Annotated in this window: 22 protein-coding genes; 13 read left to right on the forward strand and 9 right to left on the reverse strand. The window is 69.3% G+C overall.

The features are described 5' to 3' along the window. Positions 1–11: 11 nt before the first annotated feature. Positions 12–1,022: a DivIVA domain-containing protein gene (locus tag KBO27_RS09905; protein ID WP_210969648.1), complete on the reverse strand. Its 1,011-nt coding sequence runs from the start codon at positions 1,020–1,022 to the stop codon at positions 12–14. Between the two features lie 257 nt (positions 1,023–1,279). Here KBO27_RS09905 and KBO27_RS09910 point away from each other — a divergent pair, with 257 nt between their 5' ends. Then, positions 1,280–2,488 (forward strand): phosphodiester glycosidase family protein, encoded by a 1,209-nt coding sequence (locus KBO27_RS09910; RefSeq protein ID WP_210969649.1) that lies wholly within the window; start codon positions 1,280–1,282, stop codon positions 2,486–2,488. Positions 2,489–2,544: 56 nt separating this feature from the next. Here the strand turns inward: KBO27_RS09910 and KBO27_RS09915 are convergent, their stop codons facing one another. Both KBO27_RS09915 and hisD read right to left on the reverse strand, forming a co-directional pair. After that, positions 2,545–3,843 (reverse strand): MFS transporter, encoded by a 1,299-nt coding sequence (locus KBO27_RS09915; protein WP_210969650.1) that lies wholly within the window; start codon positions 3,841–3,843, stop codon positions 2,545–2,547. A 26-nt stretch (positions 3,844–3,869) separates the two neighbouring features. After that, positions 3,870–5,189, reverse strand: coding sequence for a histidinol dehydrogenase (gene hisD, locus KBO27_RS09920; RefSeq protein WP_210969651.1), 1,320 nt, complete (start codon positions 5,187–5,189; stop codon positions 3,870–3,872). Between the two features lie 108 nt (positions 5,190–5,297). Here hisD and KBO27_RS09925 point away from each other — a divergent pair, with 108 nt between their 5' ends. From KBO27_RS09925 to KBO27_RS09935, 3 genes are all read left to right on the forward strand, one after another. Beyond that, positions 5,298–6,299, forward strand: coding sequence for a LacI family DNA-binding transcriptional regulator (locus KBO27_RS09925; protein ID WP_210969652.1), 1,002 nt, complete (start codon positions 5,298–5,300; stop codon positions 6,297–6,299). Between the two features lie 54 nt (positions 6,300–6,353). Next, positions 6,354–7,337, forward strand: a complete 984-nt coding sequence (locus KBO27_RS09930; RefSeq protein ID WP_210969653.1) for an Acg family FMN-binding oxidoreductase — start codon at positions 6,354–6,356, stop codon at positions 7,335–7,337. 75 nt (positions 7,338–7,412) lie between these two features. Then, positions 7,413–7,982, forward strand: a complete 570-nt coding sequence (locus tag KBO27_RS09935) for a dihydrofolate reductase family protein (protein ID WP_210969654.1) — start codon at positions 7,413–7,415, stop codon at positions 7,980–7,982. 45 nt (positions 7,983–8,027) lie between these two features. Here KBO27_RS09935 and ahcY read toward each other — a convergent pair whose 3' ends face one another. Continuing rightward, entirely contained in the window at positions 8,028–9,485 is a 1,458-nt protein-coding gene (gene ahcY, locus KBO27_RS09940) for an adenosylhomocysteinase (RefSeq protein ID WP_210969655.1), read from the reverse strand. Between the two features lie 490 nt (positions 9,486–9,975). Between ahcY and KBO27_RS09945 the strand changes: the two genes are divergently transcribed. The 4 genes from KBO27_RS09945 to KBO27_RS09960 all read left to right on the forward strand — a co-directional run bounded on the left by KBO27_RS09945 (position 9,976) and on the right by KBO27_RS09960 (position 16,143). Next, positions 9,976–11,892, forward strand: a complete 1,917-nt coding sequence (locus KBO27_RS09945; RefSeq protein WP_210969656.1) for a glycosyltransferase — start codon at positions 9,976–9,978, stop codon at positions 11,890–11,892. 9 nt (positions 11,893–11,901) lie between these two features. Next, positions 11,902–12,738 carry a class I SAM-dependent methyltransferase gene (locus KBO27_RS09950; protein WP_210969831.1) on the forward strand — a complete coding sequence of 279 codons (837 nt, stop codon included), beginning with the start codon at positions 11,902–11,904 and terminating at the stop codon, positions 12,736–12,738. A 103-nt stretch (positions 12,739–12,841) separates the two neighbouring features. Further along, the gene (locus tag KBO27_RS09955) at positions 12,842–15,610 is read left to right on the forward strand and encodes a sensor domain-containing protein (protein ID WP_210969657.1); all 2,769 of its coding nucleotides are present in this window, start codon (positions 12,842–12,844) and stop codon (positions 15,608–15,610) included. 38 nt (positions 15,611–15,648) lie between these two features. Beyond that, positions 15,649–16,143, forward strand: coding sequence for a winged helix-turn-helix transcriptional regulator (locus tag KBO27_RS09960; RefSeq protein WP_210969658.1), 495 nt, complete (start codon positions 15,649–15,651; stop codon positions 16,141–16,143). A 4-nt stretch (positions 16,144–16,147) separates the two neighbouring features. Here KBO27_RS09960 and KBO27_RS09965 read toward each other — a convergent pair whose 3' ends face one another. The 3 genes from KBO27_RS09965 to KBO27_RS09975 all read right to left on the reverse strand — a co-directional run bounded on the left by KBO27_RS09965 (position 16,148) and on the right by KBO27_RS09975 (position 18,268). Next, on the reverse strand, positions 16,148–17,182 hold the full coding sequence (locus KBO27_RS09965) for an LLM class flavin-dependent oxidoreductase (RefSeq protein ID WP_210969659.1): 1,035 nt from the start codon (positions 17,180–17,182) through the stop codon (positions 16,148–16,150). Continuing rightward, positions 17,182–17,694, reverse strand: coding sequence for an SRPBCC family protein (locus KBO27_RS09970; protein ID WP_210969660.1), 513 nt, complete (start codon positions 17,692–17,694; stop codon positions 17,182–17,184). The genes KBO27_RS09965 and KBO27_RS09970 overlap by 1 nt, the downstream gene beginning before the upstream one ends. Positions 17,695–17,782: 88 nt before the next feature. Continuing rightward, positions 17,783–18,268 (reverse strand): SRPBCC family protein, encoded by a 486-nt coding sequence (locus KBO27_RS09975; protein WP_210969661.1) that lies wholly within the window; start codon positions 18,266–18,268, stop codon positions 17,783–17,785. Between the two features lie 577 nt (positions 18,269–18,845). On the opposite strand from KBO27_RS09975, the gene rpiA reads away from it, so the two are divergent. Further along, positions 18,846–19,598, forward strand: coding sequence for a ribose-5-phosphate isomerase RpiA (rpiA, locus tag KBO27_RS09980; protein WP_210969662.1), 753 nt, complete (start codon positions 18,846–18,848; stop codon positions 19,596–19,598). Positions 19,599–19,653: 55 nt separating this feature from the next. On the opposite strand, the gene KBO27_RS09985 is transcribed toward rpiA, so the two are convergent. Together KBO27_RS09985 and KBO27_RS09990 are read right to left on the reverse strand one after the other, a co-directional pair. Then, positions 19,654–21,069 carry a selenium-binding protein SBP56-related protein gene (locus tag KBO27_RS09985; protein WP_210969663.1) on the reverse strand — a complete coding sequence of 472 codons (1,416 nt, stop codon included), beginning with the start codon at positions 21,067–21,069 and terminating at the stop codon, positions 19,654–19,656. 102 nt (positions 21,070–21,171) lie between these two features. Beyond that, positions 21,172–22,515 carry a nucleotide sugar dehydrogenase gene (locus tag KBO27_RS09990; protein WP_246536631.1) on the reverse strand — a complete coding sequence of 448 codons (1,344 nt, stop codon included), beginning with the start codon at positions 22,513–22,515 and terminating at the stop codon, positions 21,172–21,174. Positions 22,516–22,780: 265 nt separating this feature from the next. Between KBO27_RS09990 and KBO27_RS09995 the strand changes: the two genes are divergently transcribed. The 4 genes from KBO27_RS09995 to KBO27_RS10010 all read left to right on the forward strand — a co-directional run bounded on the left by KBO27_RS09995 (position 22,781) and on the right by KBO27_RS10010 (position 26,845). Then, complete coding sequence (locus tag KBO27_RS09995; RefSeq protein WP_210969664.1) at positions 22,781–22,978, forward strand: hypothetical protein; 198 nt, start codon at positions 22,781–22,783, stop codon at positions 22,976–22,978. Positions 22,979–23,724: 746 nt separating this feature from the next. Next, complete coding sequence (locus KBO27_RS10000) at positions 23,725–24,813, forward strand: Gfo/Idh/MocA family protein (protein WP_210969665.1); 1,089 nt, start codon at positions 23,725–23,727, stop codon at positions 24,811–24,813. Beyond that, a complete protein-coding gene (locus KBO27_RS10005) occupies positions 24,810–25,910 on the forward strand; it encodes a DegT/DnrJ/EryC1/StrS family aminotransferase (RefSeq protein ID WP_210969666.1) in 1,101 nt (366 codons plus the stop codon). The genes KBO27_RS10000 and KBO27_RS10005 overlap by 4 nt, the downstream gene beginning before the upstream one ends. After that, positions 25,907–26,845 carry a GumC domain-containing protein gene (locus KBO27_RS10010; protein ID WP_210969667.1) on the forward strand — a complete coding sequence of 313 codons (939 nt, stop codon included), beginning with the start codon at positions 25,907–25,909 and terminating at the stop codon, positions 26,843–26,845. Before KBO27_RS10005 ends, KBO27_RS10010 begins: the two co-directional genes overlap by 4 nt. The last annotated feature ends 13 nt before the right edge of the window (positions 26,846–26,858 follow it).

Raw genomic sequence — 26,858 nt, forward strand, 5'->3', positions numbered from 1 at the left:
CATCGGCGGTTTCAGCGCCTCGGCGGACGGCGGCGTCCGGGGATCATCCGCTGCCGGGCCGGCCGGTTGTCCCCGACGTGCGCGGGGAAGGCACCGGTCTGGGCGGCGATCGGGGGCAGGTCGGTGCCCGAGCCGGTCGCCGGCGGCAGGTTCGTCCCGGTGCTCACCGGACGCATGTTCGTTCCCGTGGCCGTGACCGGGCGCATGTTCGTGCCGGTCGCGGTCATCGGACGCATGTTCGTCCCCGTCGCGGTCACCGGGTGCATGCTGGTGTCCGTGGCCGTCACCGGGCGCATGTTCGTCCCCGTCGCGGTCACCGGGTGCATGCTGGTGTCCGTGGCCGTCACCGGGCGCATGTTCGTGCCGGTGTTGCGGTTGATGTTGCGGATGCTGGAGGACACCATCACCAGGAACGCGAGCACGCCCGCCTCGTCGTAGCCCGGCATCCCCGGAGCGGGCGGGTTGAACTGGGCGTTGAGCACGTCGTTGGGCGTGAGGTGATCGATGCCCCGCAGGGTGGCCTGAACCCGGTCCATGAAGGCGTCGACCTCGGCCTTGTCCAGCGCGGAGCTCTGCGAGGTCGCCGGCTGCAGACCGCGGAACTGCTCGGACGGCGTCGCCGCGGGAGCGACCTCGACTGCCGGGGCCGGTTCGCGCGCGGGGCGCTTGGGCAACTGCTCTTCAGCGGGCTTCTCGCGGCTCTCGGCGGGCTTGCGCGCGGGTACGGGTTCCTCCGCCGGGCGGGACGTGCGACGTTCGTCAGCGCGCACTTCGAGCTTCATCAGCGTCAGCGCGACCTTGTCCAGGAACTCGTCGACCTGGGCCTTCTTGTAGGCGCGACCGCCGCGCCGGCGCGGGCTGAACTTGGCGGTGAGCACGTCCCGAGCGGTCACCAGCTGCTTGCCGCGCAGCGTCGCCTCGACCCGTCCGAGGAAGTGGTCGACCTCGGCCTCGTCGTATCCGCGTTCTTTGCGCCAAGCCCGGCCGAAGACGACATTCCGCACGTCATCAGGGGTGAGCATTTCTCGGGCCTCCACAGGGCGTCCGCATCATTCCTCTCGGACGCATACCCGGCGTGTCCCGCCAGGCCCCCGACCGCCCGTTGTGCGGGCTCAAGCTTGCCCAAACCCGGCCGCCAGATCAAGGCCCGAGCCAGCCCATTCCCGTTGAGCCGACCGCGGTAACCGCGCGACCCGGGCTTCGTCCATTTCTTTCCAACCGCACCATCCCTCCCCCGCCGACTGATGTGGTGATCGCGATCACCGGTGGAAGGAGTCGGATGGTGGCGAATAGGTCGGTGCGCCTTCGGGCGCTGGGGGTCGTGTGCGGGTTGGCGGTGCTGGTCTCGCCGGTGCCCTCGGCCACCGCGCAGGACGGGGACATCGCGGTCGCTCCCGGGGTGAGCTACCGGCCGCTGGCACTGTCCACTTCGCACGGTCCCGTGGTGGGGCACCTGGTGACGGTGGATCTGACCGATCCCAGGGCGGATCTCGGTCTGCTGCAACCGGGTTCGGTGGCGGCGAAGGACGAGATCGCCGATCAGGCCAACGGCGCCGGTGCCGTGGCGGGGATCAACGGCGACTTCTTCAACATCAGCGAGGAGCACCCCGGCGTGGTGCCGACGAGTGCGTCGGTGGGCCCCGAGATCGGTGGTGGTGAGGCGCTGAAGGGAGCGGTCCCGCACGGTCAGCGTTTCGGTCCCGCGCTTCCGGAGGGAGCTTCCCACGAGGACGTCTTCGCGCTGGGATTCGACCGCCGGGCTCGCATCTCGCGCCTGGCCGTGGCGGGCGCGGTGCTCGGGCCGACGGGTGTCGTGGACGTCGCCGGGCTCAACCAGTACGCGCTGCCGGTCGGCGGCGTCGGCGCCTACACCGGCGACTGGGGCGAGGTGTCCCGGGCCCGGGCGGTGTGCGGCACCGACGAGAACCGATCGGCGCCGTGCAGCACCGCCACCGAGGAGATCGTGATCACCGACGGGGTGGTCCGGTCCGAAGCCGACGTGCCCGGAACCGGTCCGATCCCGCCTCGCACGGTCGTCCTCGTCGGGCGCGAGGACGGCGCGGCTCAGCTGGAAGCGCTCGATCCCGGCGATCCGGTCGTCGTGCGCACCACCCTGCTCCCGGCCGACGGCGTGCCGCTGACCTTCGCCGTCGGCGCGATGCCGATCATGCGCGAGGGCGTCCCCCTCCCCGGCCTCGACACCGCAGAACTGGCACCCCGCACCGCCGCCGGGATCAGCCCTGACGGCCGGCGCGTCCACCTGCTGGTGGCCGACGGCCGCTCCCCCGTCAGCACCGGCCTCAACCTCCAGGAGACCGCCGACCTCATGGCCTCCTTGGGCGCCGCCGACGCGGTGAACCTCGACGGCGGCGGATCCACCACCATGGCCGTCAGAACCCCCGACACCCCGCACGCCACCGTCAGAAACGCGCCGTCCGACGGCGAACAGCGCCAGGTGCCCAACGGGATCGGCGTCTTCACCCGCTAGCCGCACCCGGTCCCGGGGGTGGCGCTCCGCCGAACGCCACCCCCGGGGCGGTCCGGTCAGGAAGCCGCTTCGATGAGGGACTTCCGGTGGGTTTCCGGCGCCGTTCTCATCGCGACCGCCGCGATGAGCGCCCCGGCCGCGACCAGGACGGCCACGCTCCAGGACTGCCCGCCGGACCAGAGGATGAGGCTGGTGGCCAGCAGCGGCGTGAAGCCGCCCAGCAGGACGCTGCCCATCTGGTAGCCGATCGACAGCCCGCTGTAGCGCAGCTGCGGTTCGAACAGCTCGACGTAGAACGCCGCGATCGGGGCGAACACCGCGGCGTGCGGTACGGCCAGGGCGATCACCAGGGCCACCGCGATCAGCACCGGCGAGCGGGTGTCGACCAGCCAGAAGAACGGCCACGCGTACAGCGCCATGAACACCGCTCCGGCGATGAACACCGGCTTTCGGCCGATCCGGTCCGACAGCGCGCCCCACAGCGGCAGGGCGACGATGTTGATCGCCGCGGCCAGCATCACCCCGGTCAGGCCCGCCTGCTTGGGCAACCCCAGGTGCTCGGTGATGTAGGTCAGGATGAACACCGTGAACACGTAGTAGTTGCCGCCTTCGGCGAACCGCACGCCCACCGCGATCAAGATCTCGCGGGGATGGGTGCGCAGCACCTCCACCAGCGGCCGCTTCGCGGGACGGCTCTCGGTGAAGGACTCGGGTTCGCTGATGCGGAACCGGATGTAGAGCCCGACCAGCGCCAGCACGACGCTCAGCAGGAACGGGATCCGCCATCCCCACGCGGTCAGCTGCTGCTCGGGCAGCATCGAGACGATGCTGAACGCCCCGGTGCCCAGCAGCAGACCCGCCGAGACGCCGGTCTGCGGCCAGGCTCCGTAGGCGCCGCGGCGACCGTCCGGGGCGTGCTCGACGGCCATCAGCACCGCGCCGCCCCACTCGCCGCCGACGGCGAACCCCTGCACCAGCCGCAGCAGCACCAGCAACGCCGGCGCCGCGATGCCGATCTGCTGGTAGGTGGGCAGCAGACCGATGAGGGACGTGGCACCGCCCATGAGCGTCAGCGTCATCACCAGCGTCGCCTTGCGGCCGAGCTTGTCGCCGTAGTGGCCCGCGACGAAGCCGCCCAGGGGCCGGGCGATGAAACCCGCGGCGAAGGTGCCGAAGGCCGCCAACGTCCCGGCCGCCGGGGAGAGCTCGGTGAAGAAGAGCCGGTTGAAGATCAGCGCCGCAGCGGTGCCGTAGATGGTGAAGTCGTACCACTCGATGATGCTGCCGATGGTGCTGGAGACGAGCGTGCGCGACGCGGACGGGCTCGAGGCACGCGTCGTTGCGTTGACCGACATCGTCGGTGTGCCTTTCGGTTTCGCGTTCAGGGACGGGCAAGGGCGTTCGGCGCCCAGGGGAGGTCGGCCGTTCCGTGCTTGGCGGCTCGGACGTCTCCGGACCGGGCGTGGCCCTCGAAGAGCTCGACCCGCGCCGCCCGGCCGCAGACCTCGCCGAGGTGCGCGCTGGCCGCCGGGTCGGTGACCTCCTGGTAGGTGACGGTCTTGAGGTACTTGCCGACCCACAGACCACCGGTGTACCGGGCGGCGCCGCGCGTCGGGAGCACGTGGTTGGTGCCGATCACCTTGTCGCCGTAGGACACGCAGGTCCCCTCCCCCAGGAACAGCGCGCCGTAGTTGCGCATCTTCTCCAGGGCTTCGCGGGGCTGTTCGGTGAGGATCTGCACGTGCTCGCTGGCGTAGGTGTCGGCCAGCCGGTAGGCCTCGTCGAGGTCGGCGACGACGTGCACCTCTCCGTGGTCGCGCCAGGCCGGTTCGGCGTTGTCGCGGGTGGGCATCTCCGGCAGCAGCGCGTCGATGTGCTCGATGACCTTGCGCCCCAGCGCTTCCGAGGTGGTGATCAGCACCGCGGGCGAGTCGGGTCCGTGCTCGGCCTGGCTGAGTAGGTCGACGGCGACGACGAACGGGTCGGCGCTGTCATCGGCGACGACGAGCACCTCCGTCGGACCGGCGAACAGGTCGATGCCGATCTCGCCGTAGAGCTGCCGCTTGGCCTCGGCGACGAAGGCGTTGCCCGGTCCGGCGAGCATGTCGACCGGCTCGATCGTCTCGGTGCCCAGCGCCATGCTGACCACGGCCTGCACCCCGCCGAGCAGGTAGATCTCGTCGGCGCCGGCCAGGTGCATCGCGGCGACCGTCGCGTCGGGGACCTCGCCGCGGATCGGCGGCGTGCAGGCGATGACCCGCGGCACCCCGGCGGCCTTGGCGGTCAGGATGGTCATGTGCGCCGAGGCCAGCAGCGGGTAGCGCCCGCCCGGCACGTAGGCGCCGGCGGCGGCGACCGGGATGTGCTTGTGCCCCAGGTGCACGCCCGGCAGCGTCTCGACCTCGATCTCCCGCATCGATTCCAGCTGCTTCTGGGCGAAACCGCGCACCTGCTCCTGGACGAACTCGATGTCGGCGATCACCTGCTCGGGCACCCTGGCCATGATCTCGCCGATCTGCGCGCGGGAGAGCCGGAAGGACTCCGGCTCCCACTTGTCGAAGCGGGCCGAGTGCTCCCGCACGGCCTCGTCACCGCGCGTGCGGATGTCGGCGATGATCGCGGCGACCTTCTCCTGCACGTCGGGCAGCGAGGTCGTGGTGGCGGCCGAGGTCTGCTCGGCCCGCTTCAGCGCGAACGTCATGAATCCCTCCCAGGATGTTTACGTACACACAGACACTAGAGGGCGCGGATGTTTACGTAAACCCCGTAGGATGGCCTTCCTCGATGCAGAATGCGAAGGAGGTGCCCGGTGGTCACCAGCCGGGACGTGGCACGGCTGGCAGGCGTGTCCCAGATGACCGTGTCCCGCGTCCTGCAGGACAACGGCAAGGTCGCCCCGCAGACCCGCGAACGCGTGCTGGCGGCGATGCGGGAGGCCGGCTACCGGCCGCACGCCGCCGCGCGCACGATGCGCACCCGACGCACCGCGACGGTCGGCGTCGTCGTCGCCGACATCACCAACCCCTTCTACCCGCAGCTGCTGGAAGCCGTCGCCGAGGCCCTCGACGCGGCCGGTCAGCGCATGGTGCTGTGGAACGGCCCGGACGGTTCGGGCGCCCTGGAGTCCCTCGACGAGGGAACGGTGGACGGGCTGATCTTCACCACCGTCACCGAGGCGACGCCGCAGCTGAGCGACGCGGTCGCTCGCGCCGAGCCGATCGTGCTGCTGCACCGCGGGCTCGACGAGCTCGACTGCGACCAGGTCACCACCGACAACGCCGCGGGCGGACGCGCCGTCGCCGACTACCTGGTGGCCACCGGCCACACCCGCATCGGCTTCCTGCGCGGCCCCGAGCTGCCGAGCACCGCCCGGCACCGCGAGCACGGGTTCCGCGAACGCCTCGCCGAGCTCGGCAACCCGTTGTCCGAAGACCTCAGCGCACCAGGCGGTTTCGCGCACGACGTCGCCCGCTCGGCGATGCGCGACCTGCTGGACCGGGCCGACCCGCCGACGGCGGTGTTCTGCGCAAACGACCTGACCGCTCTGGGAGCCGTGGACGGCGCGGTGTCGCTGGGCCGGCGGGTCCCGGAGGACGTGTGGGTGATCGGCTACGACGACATCGCGCTGACCGCCTGGGACTCCTACGACATCACCACGGTCCGCCAGCCGATCGCGGAGATGGCGCGCGCGGCGGTCGCGCGGCTGCTGGAGCGCATCGGCGACCGCGACCTGCCGACCCGCAGGGATTGCTTCCCCAGCGAGCTGCTCGTGCGCGGCTCGACCGCGCACACCGCACGTCCGGCGCACTAGCCGGGCCTCTGCCAGACTCGGATTCGTGGTTCGGCAATCGTCGAGGGGCGGGCGATGACTTCCTTTCCGACGGCGCTGGGCTTGTCGGCCGAGCAGTCCCGGGACGTGATCGGCTGCGCCGGGCGCGCTCCGTCGCTGCACAACCGGCAGCCGTGGCGGTTCCGGCTCTCCGAACAGGTCATCGAGGTCCACGCCGACCCGCAGCGACGGCTGCCCGCCACCGATCCCGACGACCGCGAGCTGCGCCTGGCCTGCGGCGCCGCTCTGCTGAACCTGCGGCTGGCGCTCGAGAGCGCGGGGATCCGCCCGGTGATCGACCCGCCTTCCCCGCTGGCACCACCGACCGCGCTGGCCGAGGTCCGCAGCGGTGGTCGCACCACCCAGAACCCCGCCGAACGCGCGCTGCACGAGGCGATTCCGCGGCGGCGCAACAACCGCCGACCGTTCCAGGAGACCCCCGTCCCGACCGCGGACCGCCACGCGCTGGTCAGCGCCGCCCAGCGGGAGCAGGGCCGGCTGCACGTGCTCACCCGGACCGAGCTCGACCCCTTCGCCGAACTGGTGCACCGAGCGCACCGCGCGCAGATGGAGGACGAGCGCTTCCGCGCCGAGATGGACCACTGGACGGGCCGCGAGCGCGACGCCAGCGAGGGAGTCCCGGCCGCCGCCTCCGGGCCGTTGCCGGAGCCCCAGGACCTGTGGGTGGTGCGGGACTTCTCAGCCGGGCGGGCTCCCACCCGGGTTGCCGGCAAGGACTTCGAGCGCGAGCCGTTGCTGACCGTGCTGTGCTCGCAGCACGACAGCCGCACCGACGACGTGCGGGCCGGTCAGGCACTGCAACGGGTGCTGCTGACCGCGTGCGCCCACGGCTTGTCCTCCTCGGTGCTCTCGCAGGTCCCGGAAGTCGCTGAGACCCGCGAAGAACTGCGCCGCATGCTCGGCGGTTCGCTGCGTCCGCAGGCGGTGCTGCGCTTCGGCTACGGCTCCCCCACTCCGGAGACGCGTCGCCGGGAACCCGAGGACCTGCTGCTGGATTAGATCAACTCGGGCGTCGGTGCACATCGGCTCCGATTTCGGGCACGATGGGCCTCCGGGCTGCACGAGGAGGTGCGCATGGCGAAGCTGATCTACTCCGCGATCGGTTCGCTCGACGGCTACCTGAACGACGCCGAGGGGCGCTACGACTGGGCCGTTCCCAGCGACGAGGTGTTCGCGTTCATCAACGACCGGGAACGCGACGCGGGCACCTACCTCTACGGGCGACGCATGTACGAGGAGATGATCGCTTGGGAGACAGGCGATTTCACCGCCGAGGGACCGCTGATGGAGGACTTCGCGCACCTGTGGCGCAAGGCGGAGAAGGTCGTCTTCTCGCGCACCCTGGCCGGTGTCTCGACAACGCGAACCCGGTTGATGCGGGAGTTCGACCCGGATTCGGTCCGGCGGCTCAAGGAGTCCTGCGCGGAGGACCTGCTGATCGGTGGCGCGGTGCTGGGCGGCCAAGCGCTGGACGCCGGCCTGGTGGACGAGGTCCAGATCTACACCGCGCCGGTGCTCGTGGGCGGCGGCACCCGGATCTTCCCGTCGAAGACCCGGGTGCCGCTGAACCTCGTGGAGCACAGGCGTTTTGACGGAGGCATGACCTTCCACCGCTACGCCTGCGCGCGACACGGCCAGCCGTGAGCCTCCCGGGAGTGGTGGGAGACCGGGAGACTCACGGCTGGTTGCTCAGTAGCGGTAGTGCTCGGGCTTGTAGGGGCCCTCGACGTCGACGCCGATGTAGGCGGCCTGCTCCTTGGTCAGCTTGGTCAGCTTCACACCCAAGGCGTCCAGGTGCAGACGCGCGACCTTCTCATCCAGGTGCTTCGGCAGCACGTAGACGTCCTTGCCGTACTCACCGGGCTTGGTGAACAGCTCGATCTGCGCGATCGTCTGGTTCGTGAAGCTGTTCGACATCACAAACGACGGGTGGCCGGTGGCGTTACCCAGGTTCAGCAAACGACCCTCCGACAACACGATGATCGAGTGACCATCGTCGAAGGTGTACTCGTGCACCTGCGGCTTGATCTCCTGCTTGGTCACACCCGGCGTCTTCTCCAAACCGGCCATGTCGATCTCGTTGTCGAAGTGACCGATGTTGCCCACGATCGCCTGGTGCTTCATCTTGGCCATGTGCTCGGCCTTGATGATGTCGTAATTACCCGTCGTGGTGATGAAGATGTCCGCGTACTCCACGACATCCTCAAGCGTCTTGACCTCGTAACCCTCCATCGCCGCCTGCAGGGCGCAGATCGGGTCGATCTCGGTCACGATCACCCGGGCACCCTGACCCCGCAGCGACTCCGCCGAACCCTTACCCACATCACCGAAACCACAGATCACCGCGACCTTGCCACCGATGAGCACATCCGTGGCGCGGTTGATGCCATCCACCAACGAGTGCCGGCAGCCGTACTTGTTGTCGAACTTCGACTTCGTCACCGAGTCGTTGACGTTGATCGCCGGGAACAACAACCCATCGGACTTCACCAGCTCGTAGAGCTTGTGAACACCCGTCGTGGTCTCCTCCGTGACACCCTTGATCTCCGCGGCCAGCTTCGTGAACCGCTGCTTGTCCGCCGCCACCGACTTGCGCAGCGTCTCCAGAACGACCTTGAACTCCTCCGGGTCATCCGCGCTCGGCTGCGGCACAACACCCGCCGCCTCGAACTCCACACCCTTGTGGACCAGCAGCGTCGCGTCGCCACCATCGTCGAGGATCATGTTGGCGACCTTGCCGTCACCGAAGTCCCACAACTGGTCCGTGCACCACCAGTAGTCCTCCAGCGTCTCGCCCTTCCACGCGAACACCGGAACACCCGCCGGGGCTTCCGGGGTGCCCTTGCCCACCACGACCGCGGCAGCGGCCTCGTCCTGGGTGGAGAAAATGTTGCACGACACCCACCGCACCTCAGCACCCAGCGCGACCAGCGTCTCGATCAGCACCGCAGTCTGCACCGTCATGTGCAGCGAACCCGCGATACGGGCGCCCTTGAGCGGCTGCGAAGCCGCGTATTCCTTCCGCGTGGCCATCAGACCCGGCATCTCGTGCTCGGCCAACCGAATCTGGTGCCGACCCGCCTCGGCCAACCCCAGATCCTTCACGGCGAACTCCAGGCCGTTGACCTTCTGCAACTTGACGCTCATGACTTCCTCTCGGGTGCAAAGATTCATCGACGATCGAGTCCGCATTGGACTGCTTCGGCGGAGGTGCCGGATGGCGATCGCACGGGGTCGGCGAAGATTCGGCTCAGCACGACCCGGCATCGTCGGCCGTCGGCCGTGATCCCTCTCGCGACATCAAAAAAGGCACCTCCGTCAGGAGGCGCCCTTACCGTGCTGTCCCTTTACCCCGCCGGCCGAGCGTGGCGGACGTGAAGTCCGTTGCAGCGCCTCTCAGCCAGCGGTCGCACTCCTGATCGGAGCGCATCGAGTCGGTCGAACCCGGCGTGCCCAAAATTCTGGTGACGCCCGGGGACTTTGTCAAGCTGCCAGGTCGGAGCGCCCGCCTCCCCGAACATCACCGGAACAGGTGATGTTCGTCGGACCGGCGGTCGCGCCTTCCTGCGCTGCGCGCGCGGGCGCGATAGACACGAGCGACAAACCGTTGAGATCAAAGCTAAAGAATGCGGCGCTCATGACACTTGTTGGCGGCATCCGTGAAGTGGACGAGAACGAGACGCTCCAAGCCGAACGTCAGGACGAACCCCGGCGGGGAAATCCCGGCCCGGCCATGGCCATGCGGACGTTCTTCACACCTCCGTTCGCCAGCCTGCCCGTGGATCTCTACGCCAAGATCGAGGACGGCGCCGCCACCCGGCACCGCAACGCGGTGACGGTCCACCCGCACAGCGCGGTGTCCACCTCGACCTACTTCGGGCGCTTCCCCGCCAGCTACTGGCAGCGCTGGACCTCCGCCGCCGAGGTGACCGTCCGCGCGAGCGTCAGCGGCGCCGGGATCGTGCGCGTGATGGCGTCGGACTCGCGAGGCGGAGCCCGCACGCTGCACACCGAACGGGTCGCGGGAAGGACCACCGAGTCCCAGGTGTGCTGGACCCTGGACATCGGCAAGTTCGTCGACGGCGGTGCGATCTGGCTCGAACTCATCACCGAGGCCGACTCGCTGCAGGTCGCCGACGTCGCGTGGTTCGTGCCGAACCCGCCGCGCAGCCGCCCCACCTCCGCGGTGCTGTGCACCCACAACCGCCCCGACGACTGCCTGAACACGCTGCGCGCGCTGGCGGCCGACCCCGCGGCGATGAGCGCGCTGTCGGCGGTCTACGTGGTCGACCAGGGTGACGACACCCTCGAGTCCCGCGAGTCGTTCGAGTCCGTCCGGGAGATGTTCGGCGGTCTGCTGCACTACCGGCGTCAGCGGAACCTCGGTGGCGCAGGCGGTTTCACCCGCGGGCTGCACGAGACGCTCGCCGACGACGAGAGCGCGGCCAACGCGCTGTTCATGGACGACGACATCCTCCTGGAACCGGACACGGTCGTGCGGATGACGACGTTCGCCAACTCCGCCGTCGAACCGATCGTCGTCGGCTCGCAGATGCTGCAGCTGCTGCACCCGTACCGGATCCACGTCTCCGCCGAGCACGCCCGCTTCACCACCATCGAACCCGGCCTGGCCGTCGACGGCGGTCTGGACCGCGCCGACCTCACCGAGGAGCTGCAGGAGCGGCGGGTCGACGCCGACTACAACGCCTGGTGGTGCTGCCTGCTGCCCTCGGAGATCGTGCGCGACGCCGGCTACCCCATCCCGATGTTCTTCCAGTGGGACGACGTCGAGTTCGGCTACCGCATCCGCGGGCGCGGCCACGCGACGGTCACGCTGCCGGGGGCGGCGGTGTGGCACGCCGACTTCGACTGGAAGGACGAGGACAGCTGGGTCCGATACTTCACCTTGCGGAACGCGCTGATCATCGACGCGCTGCACGGTGACTTCGACGGGACCGCCAGCGCGAAGGTCTTCCTCCGCTGGGCCGCCGAATGCCTGGTGTCGATGCGCTACGGCCAGGCCGAGGTGCTCCTCGCGGCGGTGGAGGACTTCCTCGCCGGTCCGGACGTGCTGCGCGACGGCGACGCCTCGACGATCGCCCGGATCGCGAGGATCCGCGCCCCGCACGGCGAGACCGCGCGGCACAAGCCTTCGCAGGTACCCGGCCTGACCGGCGCGTCCCGGCCGATCGCCAAGGCAGGTCCGCACCCGGCCCGGCGCAGGCTCGTGCTGGCCAAGCGCCTGGTCTGGCACCTGCTCGGCAAGGTCGGCGGTTCGGCGTCCATCTCGTCCGGCGACGCCCACTGGTGGCACGTCGGGCTCTTCGAGACCGCGGTGGTCACCGACGCCTCCCAGGAGTCGGTGTCGGTCCGCAGGGTCGATCGCGACGAGCTGCGCCGCATCGGCGCGAAGGTGCTGCGCACGGCGTTGCGGCTGCACCGCGAGGGGGATCGGGCGCGCGGTGCGTGGCGTGAAGGCCACCGCTCGCTCACCAGCAGGGAGAACTGGACACGCCTGTTCCAGCTCGACGAAACCAACGCTTCCAAGGAGTAGATCGTGAACATGCTGTCCCGCGTTCTCACCCCCGTGCGGGCCGCCGCACGGGAGAAGTTGCAGCGAGCGGTCTCCGAGGCCGTCGCGGGCGTGATCCGCCCCGAGATCGACCGCGCCGTCAACGCCACCCGCGACTTCGAGATGCGGTCCCGCCGCGACCTGTTCGCCGCCGGTGAGCGCGACGCCGCGGTCTCCACCGCGCGGCTCGTCCACCAGGAGATGGCCTCGGCGCGGATGCTGCCCAACCCCATCGCCACCCTCAACCACGCGCTGTCGCTGGCCCCGGCCGAGGGCATGGCGCTGGAGTTCGGCGTCTACTCCGGCAAGACGCTCACCGAGATCGCCCGCTCCCGCAAGGGCGTCGACGTCTACGGCTTCGACTCGTTCGAGGGCCTGCCGGAGCACTGGCGGGCCGGGTTCCCGGAGGGCACCTTCGGCGGCGAGATGCTCCCCGACGGCCCGCCGGCGGTGGAGGGCGCGGAGCTGGTGGTCGGCTGGTTCGACGACACGCTGCCGAAGTTCCTGGAGACCCATCCGGGCCCGGTGGCGTTCCTGCACGTCGACTGCGACATCTACTCCTCCACCAAGACCGTGCTGGAGCTCGTCGGCCCGCGTCTGCGGCCTGGCAGCATCGTGGTGTTCGACGAGTTCTTCAACTACCCGGGCTGGCAGTTCGGCGAGTACCGCGCCTGGGGGGAGCACGTCGACGCGACCGGTTGGAAGTTCTCCTACGAAGCCTTCACCATCGACAACGAACAGGTGGCCGTCCGGCTGACCGACGTCGGTTCTACCGTGGACATCGAGAGGTTCGCGCCGGCTCCCCGCGCCGCGGTTCAGCAGCGCTGAACGCGTCGTCCCGCCCGCCCGGCACCGGGCGGGCGTCCGGGGGTCCGCCGGCACGGGGCCGGCGGGGTGTGGTCGTCGGCGTCCGCCTCGGGAGCGGAGGGCCATGACTGAGAGCGACCGGCTGGACGGGGCGTCCGGGCTGGACGAGGAGCTCCGCGACCTGGCCTGCGAGGTCAACCGGGCCGCCGCGTGGAGCTACCGGTTCTCCGACGGCGACCTGCGCTGGTCGGCGGGGATGGCGAGCCTGCTGCAGGTCGACGAGGGCGATCCTGATGAGCTCCCGCGCAGGCTGCGGGAGCTCATCGCGCCGCTGGTGCATTCCGCCGCGACCAGGCAGGCGGACGGTTCGCAGTCCGTCGAGGAGCCGTTCGAGACGCCGTCCGGCGAGCGGCGTGCGATCTTCCTGCGTTGCTGCACCACGCTGCACGGTCCCGAGCGGTGCCTGGTCGGGATCGCGGTGGACGTGGCGTACCCGCTGAGCGAGGAGAGCCACGACACCGACATCGCCGACCGCTACCGGCGGCTGATCGAGCTGAACCCGGACGCGGTGTGCGTGCACCAGGACGGCGTCACCGTCTACGTCAACCCCGCCGGGGTGCGGATGATGAACGCCTCCTCCCCCGACGAGATCGTCGGGCACCCCATCACCGAGTTCGTCGCCGAGCACGCGCGAGCGGAGTTGTTCTCGCGGCTGTCGGTGGCCAACGACCCGGGCACGACCACGGAGCCCGCCGAGGCGGAGATGATCCGGGTCGACGGGTCTCGGATGCTGGTCGAGTCGATCGCGGTGCGCACCAGCTGGCACGGTCGCCCGGCGTTCCAGGTGATCCTGCGCGACGTCACCGCGCAGCGGGAGGCCGAGGCCGCGCTGCGCTACCAGGCGGCGCTGGTCGAGAACGTCAGCAACGCCATCATCGCCACCACCTGGAAGGGCGTGGTGACCAGCTGGAACCCGGCCGCCGAGACAATCTACGGCTACTCCTCGGCGCAGGCGCGCGGGCGAGAGGTCTCCGAGGTCGTGGGCGCCGCGATCGACCCGGCCGCGCTGCTGGCCGTGGGCGGCACCGTCGAGGCCAAGCACCGGCACGCCGACGGGTCGCCGGTGCAGGTGCGGATCTCGGCGGCGGAGATGAGCGACGGCTACGTGCTGGTGTGCACCGACGAGACGGCGCGGCGCCGGGCCGAGAAGCGCTACGCGACGGTGGTCAGCCTGCTCGACGAGGGCGTGCTGGTCATCGACGAGGGCGGCAAGGTCGTGATGGCCAACCCGGCGGCCACGTCCATCCTCGGCGCCCAGGAGGAGGACATCGTGGGCACCCGCCCGGAGTCGTGGGTGACCTTCGACGAGGACGACAACCGGCTCCCGCAGGCGCCGTCCCTGCGCACGCGGCTCACCGGTGAGCCGGAGAACCGGCGCGTGGCGCGCTTCGAGCGCTCCGACGGCAGCAGCGTGTGGCTGGCGATCTCGGCGCGGTCGCTGACCGCGGACGACTCGCCGCCGCACCGGACGCTGGTGTCGTTCACCGACATCACCGAGCCGCGCGCGTTCCGCAAGCGGCTGGAGCGGGAGGCCACCCACGACCCGCTGACCGGGCTGGCGAACCGGACGATGGTGCTGCGCAGGTTGCAGGCGGCGATGCGCAAGCCCGATCGCACGGTCACGACCGGTGTGATGTTCATCGACCTGGACAAGTTCAAGATCATCAACGATTCGCTGGGCCACGTCGTCGGTGACGAGGTCCTGCGGGTGACCGGTGAGCGCCTCCGCACCGTGATGCACTCCGCCGAGCAGGTCGGCAGGCACGGCGGCGACGAGTTCGTGGTGCTGGTGCATGACGAGGACGGCGGTTCGTCCCTGGGCGCCCTGGCCGACGCGATCCGGCGGCGGCTCACCGAGCCGATCACCGTCGAGGGCAGGCAGCTGCACGTCGACGCCAGCATCGGGATCGTGCTCGTCCCGCCCGACGACCCGCGCACCGCCGAGGACGTGCTGCGCGATGCCGACGTGGCCATGTACGAGGCGAAGACGCGCGGCCGCGGGCGCGCGGCGTTCTTCGACGTCCAGCTGCGCGAGCGCCTGCAGCGCTACCTTGAGTTGGAGCAGGACCTGCGCTCGGCGGTCGACCGCGGCGAGCTCTGGCTGGCCTACCAGCCGATCGTGAACCTGCACGCCAACCGCGTCGGCGGCGTCGAAGCGCTGCTGCGCTGGACCCACCCGGTGCACGGGCCGGTCTCCCCTGAGGAGTTCATCTCGTTGGCCGAGGAGAGCGATCTGATCCACCACATCGGGTCCTGGGCGCTGTCCACCGCGATCGAGCAGATGGCCGATTTCCGGAATCGCTACGGCCTCGACCTACGGGTGAAGGCCAACCTGTCGGTGCGCCAGTTGGAGGACCCGGGTCTTCCGGAGACGGTGGACGAGGCGCTGCGCAAATCGGGGCTGTCCGCCAAGTCGTTGTCGCTGGAGATCACCGAGAGCGCGCTCATGCACGACCCGGTCACCGCCACCCGCATGCTGCAGGAGCTGCGCCGGTACGGGATCAGGCTGGCCATCGACGACTTCGGGACCGGCTACTCGTCTCTGGCGCAGCTGCTGCGGCTGCCGCTGGACTCGTTGAAGATCGACCGGTCGTTCATCGACGGCATCGCACGCTCCCACGACGCCGAGGCGCTGGTCAACAGCATCATGGCGATGGCCCACGCGGTCGACCTCGCGGTGATCGCCGAGGGCGTGGAGACCGCCGAGCAGCTTGAGGTGCTGCGGCGGCTGGGCTGCGACCAGGCGCAGGGCTACTACCTGGGCCGACCGGCTCCGATCGAGGGCCTGGCCGCGACCATCGATCTCGCGGACCGGCGCACGAGGATCGAATGAGGCGGGTCGCGCGGCGCGGCCCGTATATCCTCGAACGCATGCGGCGGACGTCCCTGGCTCACTGGCCCTGTTCGATCGCGCGCGCCTTGGACCTGCTGGGCGACCAGTGGACGCCGCTGGTGCTGCGGGAGGCGTTCTACGGGGTCCGGCGCTTCGACGACTTCCAGTCCTCGCTGGGCATCGCCCGCAACACGCTGGCCGAACGCCTGCGCCGGCTCGTCGACGAAGGCCTGTTCGACAAGCGGGCCTACCAGGACGATCCGCCGCGCTACGACTACGTCCTCACCGACAAGGGCCGCGACTTCTACGGCGTCCTGGCGGCCATGGCGCGCTGGGGCGACCGCTGGCTGTCCGGTGAGGAGGGCGCGCCGGTGGTGCTGCACCACCGCACGTGCGACCACGACACCCACGCCGAGGTGGTCTGCGCGGCCTGCCGCGAGCCGCTGCGGGCCGAGGACACCACGTCCCACCTCGGCCCCGGCTATCCCTCCCGGCTGGCCGAGCGGCCCGATGTGCGGGCCCGCTTCGGTTGAGCGGTCACAGATCCCGGACCAGGTCCAGGGCGCGTCCCAGGGTGGTGAGCCGTTCGTCCAGGGTGTCGCCCGCGGGGTAGAAGCGGACGGTGTTCACGCCGGTGTCGCGCCAGACCCGCAGCCGCTCGCGGACCATGTCCTCGGTGCCGATCAGCGTGGTGGCCAGCACCATCTCGTCGGTGACCAGCGCGGCGGCACCCTCGCGGTCGCCGGCCTGCCAGCGCTCGCGGACCGCCGCGGCGGCGTCCTGCCAGCCCTGGCGGGAGTAGGCGCGGTTGTAGAAGTTGGTCTTGGCCGAGCCCATGCCGCCCAGCGAGAACGCCAGTTCCTTCTTCCGGCTCGCCAGCACGCCGCTCAGCTCGTCGGGGTCGTCGACGAAGGCGACCTCGGCGCCCTGGCAGATGTCCAGCTCGGCCCGGCTGCGCCCGGCCTTGGCCAGACCGCTGTCGAGGTGTTCGAAGTAGGCGTCTGCGCCTTCCGGGACGAAGCTGGTGCCCAGCCAGCCGTCGGCGATCTCGCCGGTGAGCTCCAGCATCTTCGGCGACAGCGTGGCGAGGTGGATGGGCACGTCCACCGGCGGGATCGACACCCGCATCGGCCGGGACTCGCCGGGGCGCGGGATGGTGAAGTGCTCGCCGCTGTGGGAGATCTTCTCGCCGCTGAAGACCTGCCGCAGGACCTGCGCGGTCTCGCGCATCCGGCCCAGCGGGCGGGCGAAGTCCACGCCGTGCAGCCCCTCGATCACCTGCGGACCGGAGGCGCCGAGGCCGAGGTGGAAGCGACCTCCGGACAGGTGCGCGAGCGTCATCGCGGCCTGGCCGATCGCGACCGGGGTGCGCGTGCCCAGCTGCATGATCCCGGAGCCGAGCAGGATGGTGTCGGTGCGGGCTGCGAGGTAGCCGAGCGTGGAGGGGGCGTCGGAGCCCCAGGCCTCGGCCACCCAGCACATGTCCAGACCGAGCTTCTCGGCCTCGCGGACGTACTCGACGATCTCGTGCCAGTCGCCGCCGCTGCCCTCGATGGTGGTGGCGGTGCGCATCAGGCGCCGGCCTCGGCGAGTTCCTTGATCCCGGCGAGGTTGGCGGTCATGCCGCGTTCGAAGTCCCGCAGCCGGACGAAGACGATCTTCTGCTCCTTCTCCGGCATGCGTTCGATGGCCAGGCTCAGACCGGAGGGCGCCGGTCCCATCCGGACCCACTGGCTCAGCTGCGTGCCTCCGTCGACGGGACGCAGCGCGAACCGCCAGGACGCCATGGGGTTCTCGGGGTCCCGCACGGCCCAGCCGAAGACCCGCTGGGGTTCGAACTCGACGACGTGCGAGGTGGTGGTCCACTCCCCCAGCGCGTCGTGGCGGTTGCGGCCGGTGAACCGGGCGCCGAGCGAGGGCCCGTGGGCCCCGTCGAGCCACTGCACTTCCTGCAGCTCATCGCTGATGCGGGCGATCAGCTGCATGTCGGTGACCAGTTCCCACACGCGTCCGGGTGGGGAGTCGATCCAGGTCGCGACCTCGACCGTCGGCCCGTCGGCGTAGCGCGCGCCCGTCCACTCCATGCTCGGCGACCTCCTCGTCGTGCGGCGTTGAACAGTAGGGTTGCGTGATGAAACCCTGATTGTCAACTACCGCACGACGAGGCGGTCGTCAGTCGGTCCGCGAGATCGAGACGGGCACCGCCACCGGCGGGGCGACGACCTGACGAGAGGCCTCCAGCACGCGCTTGATGACGGTCACCACGTCCCTGCCGGGCTTGGAGCAGGTGAACGCGGCGCGAGCGTGCTCGCTGATCGCCGCACGGGTGGAGACCTCGATCTCCATGTGCCGGAAGAGGTGGGTCATGCCCTCGACCTCGGAGAAGCTGTAGGTGATGGTCACCGAGGACGCGTCATCGGCGCCCCGGGACCGGACGATCCAGCGGCGGCCCGGTTCGGCCTCCAGTATCGCCCAGTCCTCGCCCTGCTGCTCCCGCCACGCCGTGCCGGCGGGCTGCCTGCCCCGGGGCACGAGTGTCCACCCTGGATCGGTCACCGGCCGGCCGCCCTCCCAGTTGGCCGGATCGATGATGTAGCTGTAAACGTCCATGGCCGGGCACTCGATGTCGGTCTCGGCCATCGTCGAATAGAAGGGCATGGCTCAGGCGTCCTTCCACTCAATTTCCCCCTGGGGCGCCCCGCTACCGGATTACCCCCACCGGGACCATTGTTGTGCCCGAAAGGGAATCAGCAACTCGATCCGATCCTGGTGATCGCGCAACAGGCACGACATCGGGCGACAGCGGTGGCGCAGAACACATCTGCGTCGGCATCCGAAAAACCGTACGACGTAGCCGCTTTCGCGATCGCTCCCTCCGAATCGGACACCGGCTGTTCGAGGCGCGCGCCGAGGTCGGCGGAGCCTACCGAACGCGGAGATCCCGGCAAGATCGCGAGCACGCTTCAGGTTGCCCCGGAACGGCGCTGACCCGCAGGTTCATTGCCCCGGCAACATCATGACCGGACCCCGCCACCGTCACCCGATGGGCGGGGGTTTCCAGATCGATTCCGAAGTCCGCGACGGGGTCCGTCGCGGACCCGGCGACGCGCGGGAAGGGCCGACAGGCGCAACCCCGCGACCGCCCGCGACCAGCGCATGTACCGTGACTGGCGAACCCACCGGCCGGCCCGCCGGGCGGTGATCCGCTGGAGCGTCCACAGGAGACTTACGACCGATGCAACCGAGTAACGAGCAGGACCGCGCGAAGTGGGCCGCGGGTACGGCCGTCATCGACGCCTACATCCGCGACGGCATGAAGCTCGGCCTGGGCTCGGGCACGACCTCGCACTGGTTCGTCCGCGCGCTGGGCGAGGCCGTGTCGAACGGACTCAACGTGGTGGGCGTGCCCACCTCGACCGGTACTCGTGACCTGGCGCTCGAGGTCGGCGTGCCGCTGACCACGCTCGCCGAGGTCGGCCGGCTGGACCTCACGGTCGACGGCGCCGACGAGATCGACCCCGCGGGCCACATGATCAAGGGCGGCGGCGCCTGCCTGCTGTGGGAGCGCATCATCGCCGACACCTCGGACAAGATGGTGTGCGTGGTCGACGAGGGCAAGGTCGTCGACCAGCTCGGCAAGTTCCCGCTGCCCATCGAGGTCGTGCAGTACGAGTGGCAGGCCACCGAGCGCGCCATCAGCGCGCTGCTCGACGAGCTGGGCCAGCCCGGCGTGAAGCTGAGCCGTCGCGAGAAGGACGGCGGCCCGCTGGTCACCGACAGCGGCAACTTCATCGTCGACGCCCACGTCGAGGCGATCAAGGACCCGATCGCGCTGGACTCGCAGCTCAACTGGATCCCCGGCGTGGTGGAGAACGGCCTGTTCACCGGCATCGCCGCGGAGGTCGTGATCGGCCGCGCTGACGGCAGCCACGAGATCCGCGACGTCTCGGCGACGCCGTCGGCCCGTCCGTCGACCCGCGGTCGCTGACAGTCATCACTCGTTCGAGGGGACGTGAGCTCTGCTCACGTCCCCTCGTCGCGTTTCAGAACCCCGCGTAGCAGTAGGAGTCCGAGGAGGCGTCCCCTCCCTGGAGCCGGACCTGGTGGGCCCGGCGACCTCGGAAGTCCTCGCCGTGCGGGAAGAAGCCCTCGTCGACGGTCAGGCCGCCGCGGTGCGGATCCGTGGTGAGCTTGGCCATCCACGCGCCCACGCCGTCGGGGTAGAACTGGTCGTCCCACGACCCGTAGAGCGAGTTCGTCAGGTAGATCCGCGTCCCGTCCCGGCTGACCTCGACCATCTGCGGCCCGCCCGCCAGCGGCCGGTCGGGTGCCGACGGGTGCGGGACCCGGCCGACGATGCCGCCGAGCCGGACCGACCCGGCTTCGCGCGGCGCGGCGGGATCGCTGACGTCGTACTGCTTGAGCTCGCCGGTCCCCCAGCACGAGACGTAGAGGAAGCGGTCGTCGACCGAGAGGTTGATGTCGGTGACCAGCGGCGGGACGGCGCCGAAGGGCTTGAGCGCGGGAGGCAGGAGGTCGGCGTCGGCGGGCTCGGCGGGGATGGTGATGACCTTGTCCGCCGTCCACTGATCGCCGTCGCGCCGCCAGCGCCACACCGAGGCGGACAGGTCTTCGGTGCTGATCACCACGCCGGCGAATCCCCAGGTGGCGTTCGGGTCGTGCGAGGGGCGCAGCTCCAGCACCATCTGCTGCTCGGCGCCGAGGTCCACCCGCTGCAGGTGCTTGCCCTCGGCGAGGTCCCAGAAGTGCAAGGCGTGGCCGTACTCGTTGGCGAGCAGCAGTTCGGGCACGACGCCGTCCTCGACCATCGCGGGCGTGCCCCACTCGCTGGTGATCAGGGTGTTCTGGTTGAGGTGCCACCAGGCGTCGTAGGCGAGCTGCTGCGGACCCCGATCGGTCTCCCACGCCCGCACGACCTCGAAGGTGTCGTGGTCGAGAACGGCGATCCCGCCCGGTCCCCCATCACCGTCGGCGGAGCCCAGGCAGGACAGGTAGATGCCGTCGGGGCCGCAGTGCAGCGTGTGCGGACGGGAGTACCCGGCGCGGGTGGCCAGCTCGTCGGCGCTGATGGTCCGGACCAGCCGCGGCTGCTTCGGGTCCGGGTGGGTGTCGTAGACGTGCAGGTTCGAGGAGCGCAGACCGGGCAGCAGCAGGTACCGGCGTTGCAGGCCGTCGGTGTGGTGACCGGCGTGGGCGAAGGCGCTGCTGCAGGCGTTCCACCCGAAGTGGTGGAGCTCGTCGCCCTTGGTCGGCAGCTCCGCCCATCCCACGATCTGCCCGTTCTGGGCCGATTCCGGGTCGGTGTCGACGACGGCGAGCGCATCGGGCTGTTCGGCCGCGCGGTCGAAGGTCACCACGTAGGCCAGCTTCTCCGGTGGTGCGGCGATCGCGTCGGCGGGACTGCGGTAGAAGGTCGGATCGACCGCGGCATGGCTCATCTCATCCTCCTCGGGAGATGGCGTTCGGTCGTTCCAGCATGGTCCCGCGCTCCCACCTCGGCGACCGTGTCCGCATCCCAGGACACCGCAGGTCGGGTGGTTCTAGAGGTGCGCGCAGCGCAGCTCCGGGCTGAGCCGGTAGGTGGTGTCCAGGACAGCGTTCTGGCCGCTCAACCAGCTCGGATCACACCCCGGATGCACCGTGTGCACGATGACGAGGTCCCACTCCTGCGACTCGGCCTGTTCCCTCGACTGCAACGTGGTTTCACCCAGGCGGAGGGTGGGCACGTGCGGATCGGCGTAGGTGACGTCGACTCCGACGCCCGCCAGTTCGGCCATGATCTCCAGGGCAGGCGACTCGCGGATGTCGGCGACGCCCGGCTTGTAGGCCACACCGAGCACCAGGACCCGGGCTCCCGTCACGCGCTTCCCGCGATCGGCGAGCAGCTGCCTGGCGCGGTCCACGACCCTGCGCGGCCGGGCCGCGATCGACCCCATCGCGGCGTTCATCAGCGGAGCGGGCAGGCGTTGCGCTCGCAGCTGCCACAGGAGGTAGTGCGTGTCGCAGGGGATGCAGTGGCCGCCGACTCCCGGACCGGGGTGGAACGGCATGAACCCATACGGCTTGGTGGCGGCGGCCTCGATGACCTCGATCGGATCGACGTCGAAGGCCCGGCAGCTGTCGGCGAACTCGTTGATCATCGCGATGTTGACCGCCCGGAAGTTCTCCAGCAGCTTGGTGAGCTCAGCGGCGTCGGGCGAGGTGACGACGTGCACGGCCGGTGCGCCGCGGCCGATCACCGCCTCGGCCCGGCGACCGCACTCCTCGGTCACCCCACCGACCACGCGCGGGGTCGCGTACCGCTCCTGCCCGCTCACGCCGGGCTCGACGTGTTCCGGACTGAAAGCGACGTACACGTCCTCGCCGACCGTCCAGCCATTTCGGTGGCGCAGTGGCTCAGCGATGAGGTCGCGGGTGCAACCAACGTACGTGGTGGAAGTCAGCACGATCGCCTGCCCCTGGACAGCGTTGGCAATCACCGAGGCACAAGCTGCGGTCAGTCCGCGCATGTCCGGCACCAAGTGGCTGTCCACCGGCATGGGCACTGCAATCACCACGAACTCCGCGTCACTGATCGCCGCGACGTTGGATGTCAGATCCAACCGGCCATGAGCGAGCGCGCGCTCGAGTCGCGCATGCTCAGGCGAGGACGATGCTACCCTCTGGGCGTTGCGCACCAGCATCCTATTCTCATCGATGTTCACACCGGTCACCACGAGTCCAGATTCAACGAGCGAAAGTGCTGTCCGCAGGCCGACTTCGCCCACACCCACAACCGCCGCGTGAACCAACCCCGGATCCTCCGTGAGTCGAATATCTGGACTCGCACGCGTCCCAGTGATTTTCGCGTCCACCATGATTTCGGAACCTCTGATCTTGTGCATCGGGTGTCGAAACCACTCTGCTTTCAGCGCGTTTCGCGCAGCCACCAAGGCTGGCACCGGTCAGCTCTCCCGGCGCTTCGGTCAACCCTGATGGCCGCCGATGTATGTCGGCCCCGAACAGGCCCGCTGAAAGAGTGCACCAACGTGGTGCCACGAGCCAGGGAACAAAGGCCCGATTCCAGGACTTCCGCCCCCTCCGGAGGGAAGCGGGGCGGGCATAATCGAGGAAACGAGTTCGTGATCGGACCCGCACGAGGAGGGCCCCATGGTTCAGCAGAAGTGGGACCGTCACGACATCGCCGCCTATTTGGGAATCCGGGTCGGATCGGTGAACGCGTGGCTAGCCCGGCACAGGATCAGTCCGGTTGCCCGGCGACCTGCCGGTCGCGGCGCACTGGCGAACCTCTACGACGCCGAGGAGATCAAACGCGTTCGGAAGGCCGGTCGCAACCAGCCGCACTGAGCGGTGCGTGATCACACATCAGCCAACCGGCCGGACGCACGGCGTCGACTTCACCCTCAGGACGCAGGCCGTACCGCACACGACGAGTCGCCAGGCCTCGTACACAAGAGAAGGATTTTGCTCCGTTTCCCGGGATTTCGAAGAACCTCCTCGAGCCCGGGACCTTCGTCAGTGTCGCGGGATCCCACGCGACGCGAGTATCGACACCGGGTCTGCCCAGGGCTACTTGGCCTGCCTCAGAGGTCGTTATCCCGGCCGGTGTGAGGGGCAGGCGGAAACGCGTGGGCTCTCGCAGAGCAGCTCGTGCTCGATCGGTGAGCCGTAGTCGTGTCCACCACCGCGCAGCAGTGATTTTCGCTCGCGGGTGAGACGTCGGTGGTGCCGGTGACCCACAGTTCGTTGGGCGAGATTTGATGACGCGCGGGAAGAGATCAACCGCTGCCGCAACACCTGTCAAGCGCTTTACTTTGCCCGGACCAAGTAGTCCGGCGAGCCGCACTGACCACGACCCCCATTGCCTGCCAGTTCGGCATGCACCCGCCGGGCCGCGTCAACCAAAGTTTGAACAGCCCTGGCGTTTCCTCTGCGAGCGCTGGTTGTGCCCGCCTGCCCGTCGGTAGAAGACAGCCGCGGGGACTTTTGACACTGGGACAGCGCACCAACCTGTTCCACCGTCGGTAGCGCTATCACTACCTGTCGAAGAGCACATGAATTGAGTTGCAGTACCGACTCGAATGGGGGCGGGGATGAGTCATCAACACACGCGGTTGGCCGTGGTCGGGTACGGGTACTGGGGTGCCAAGCACGCACGCGTGTTGAGCAGCGTTCCAGGAGTCGACCTCGTCGTGGTCGACAGCGATCCGGAGCGGAGGGCAGAGGCCCAGCGGGGTTGCCCCAATGCAGACGTCACGGGAGATCTCGCCGAGGTGCTCGACTTCGTCGACGGCGTCGTGGTCGCCACTCCACCTAGGACGCACGGTGACATCGCACATCGCGCACTGCGCTTGGGCAAACCCGTCCTGGTCGAGAAACCGCTGGCGACGTCCACATCGGAGGCGAGGTCACTCATCGACACCGCAGCCGAGCACGGCGCACGGCTGATGGTCGGCCACACCTTCGAGTACAACGCGGCGGTGTGGAAGCTGCGAGAGGTGATCAATTCCGGTGAGCTCGGACGAGTTCTCTACATAGACACAGCTCGGCTCAACTTGGGAATCTATCAGAACGATGTCGATGTGATCTGGGATCTGGCTCCGCACGATCTGTCGATCATCTCGTTCCTCATGGGAGAACGGCCCGTTTCGGTTGCGGCCTGGGCTCACCGCAGCGTCGGCGCGCAACATGCCGACGTCGCGTACTTGCGTCTGCAGCTCGAGCGGTCTCTTGTTCCGGCCTTCGTGCACGTGAGCTGGTTGAACCCGCAGAAGGTCCGGCGCGTGACCGTCGTCGGCGACCGCAAGATGGCTGTCTACAACGACCTGCTCGACGAGGACCGGATCCGGATCTATGACATCGGTGTGGATTCCCACGATCTCGGCGAACCGGTGGACACGCACGCGATGCCGGTCACCTACCGCACGGGCGACATCGTTTCACCGCACGTCGTGTTCCGGGAGCCGCTCCTGGTTCAGGACACTCACTTCCTCGACTGCATCCGCACAGGTGCGTGGCCGCTAACACCAGGAGCGAGCGGGCTCGACGTAGTTCGGGTGCTCAGCGCCTCCGATGCAGCCCGCAAGAGTGGTCGCGAAGTCCCGGTTCACGACGAGCGTGGCGTCGTGAACGGCCGGCAGATCACGTTCGCGCACACCACACTCACTGGGACATCGACATGACCAACTCGATTCCTTTCCTGGACGTCGTCGGCGTCAACTCGGACGTTCGCGAGGAGCTCGACATCGCGTGGAAGGCTGTGTTGCAGCACGGGCGATTCGTGGGCGGACCGGAGGTCGAGCTGTTCGAAGAACAGTTCGCGAGCTACTGCGAGACCTCCGCGTGCGTCGGTGTCGGCAACGGGACCGACGCGCTGCAACTGATCCTGACAGCGCTGTCGATCGGAGCCGGGGACGAGGTGATCGTTCCGGCCAACACCTTCGCCGCCACGGCCGAGGCGGTCTGCTCGGCAGGCGCCCGACCGCGGTTCGTTGACGTCGATCCCGCAACGCTGCTCATCGATCCCGATGCGGCGGAGGCAGCGGTGAACTCGCGGACAGCAGCGATCATCGGGGTGCACCTCTTCGGTCAGATGATCGACGTGCCCCGCGTGGCGGCCGTGGCCCGAAGGCACGGGCTTGCACTGCTTGAAGATGCCGCACAAGCGCACGGCGCCCGGTACGCCGGACACCGGGCGGGCAGCGTCGGCACAGCAGCGTCCTTCAGCTTCTACCCGGGCAAGAACCTCGGGGCCCTCGGGGACGCGGGAGCCGTTGTTACGCAGGATCGATCGCTCGCTGACCGAGTGCGTCGGCTCGGGAACCACGGCTGCTCACCGACGAACCGCAACGTGCACCGCGAACGTGGCCGCAACAGCCGGCTCGACAGCATCCAGGCGGCGGCGCTGTCGGCCAAGCTCCCGAAACTGGATGACGACAACCGACGACGCTCGGCGTTGATGGAGGCCTACGCGGTCCTGCTGCCGGCCTCCTACGCCCCGGTCGCCGTATCACCCGCGGCGCAGTCCGCGCACCACCTGGCCGTCGTGCGGACCGCGCAACGGGAGCGCTCCGTGTCCGTACTGGACTCTGCTGCGATCGGTTGGGGCGTGCACTATCCGATCCCCTGCCACCTGCAGTCCGCTTTCTCCGCGTTTCGCGAGCGCTTGCCGACGGCCGAGAAGGCCGCCGAGCAGATTCTTTCCCTTCCCATCTCACCGACGTTGGGTGAAGCCGACGTCGCACGAATCTGTGATGTATTGCGAGGTGTCACCTCATGACCAACACCGGATCCGATCAAGGACAGCCGCGGGCCGAACCGGACGGGAATGCGAACCACTCGTCCATCGAGTACTGGCATCGTTACGAGCCCTGGGAGGCGGGTCCGACACGGGTACCGACTCGTGATCGCGACGGCGCCGCGCACAGCATCTTCCGCGTGATCACCCCTCGTCGCCTGCTCTCGTTGGTACTTGCGGTAGTGCTGCTCGGCGCAGCCGCCGGATATGTCGGTGCCCTGCTGTGGCCGAAGGAGTACGCGGCCCGGGCGGAGATCCTCTACGAGATCAGCACGGAGAAGCCGACGGGATTCCTGCGCGAGGACCGCAGCCTGACCACCCAGCTGGTCACCCTCCGCAGCAGGCAGGTGCTCGCGCCGGTCGCCATCGCCAACGGCGTCCCCGTCGAGCAGATCGAAAAGCAGGTCACCATCTCACTGCTGGACAGCAGCGAGATCATCCAGGTGGAGACCCGGGCAGGCGATCGTGACACCGCGCAGAACCTGACCCGCAGCATCGTCGACCGCTATCGGCAGATCGTGCTGACCCAAGATGGCAGCGGGGCGACGGGCTATCTGAACACGCAGCTGAGCCAGGTGCAGGACGGACTCGCCAAGGCCCGCACGGAGCTGGAACGCCAGCGCGCTCAACAGGCCTCCGGCTCCATCGGGACCTCGGCACTGGCCTCGGCGGAGGCTCAGGTTCAGGGTCTGAGTGATCGGGAGCAGAACCTGCGGCGGCAGCTCGACGAGCTCACCGTCGCGGGGATGGACGCGCCCCGCACCGAGGTCGTCGTTCCTCCGTACGGCGTGTCCGATCCGGTGAGCCCACGACCCGGCTTCGCCGCCGCCTCCGGTGCGCTCGCGGCCTTCGTCGTCGCGGCCCTGACGGTCGTGGTGATCGTTCACAGGCGCTCGAGGATGAGCGGGGCCGAGTAGTGTTGCGCTCCCG

It is taken from the genome of Saccharopolyspora endophytica (assembly GCF_018070075.1).
GTDB classification, from domain to species: Bacteria; Actinomycetota; Actinomycetes; order Mycobacteriales; family Pseudonocardiaceae; genus Saccharopolyspora; species Saccharopolyspora endophytica.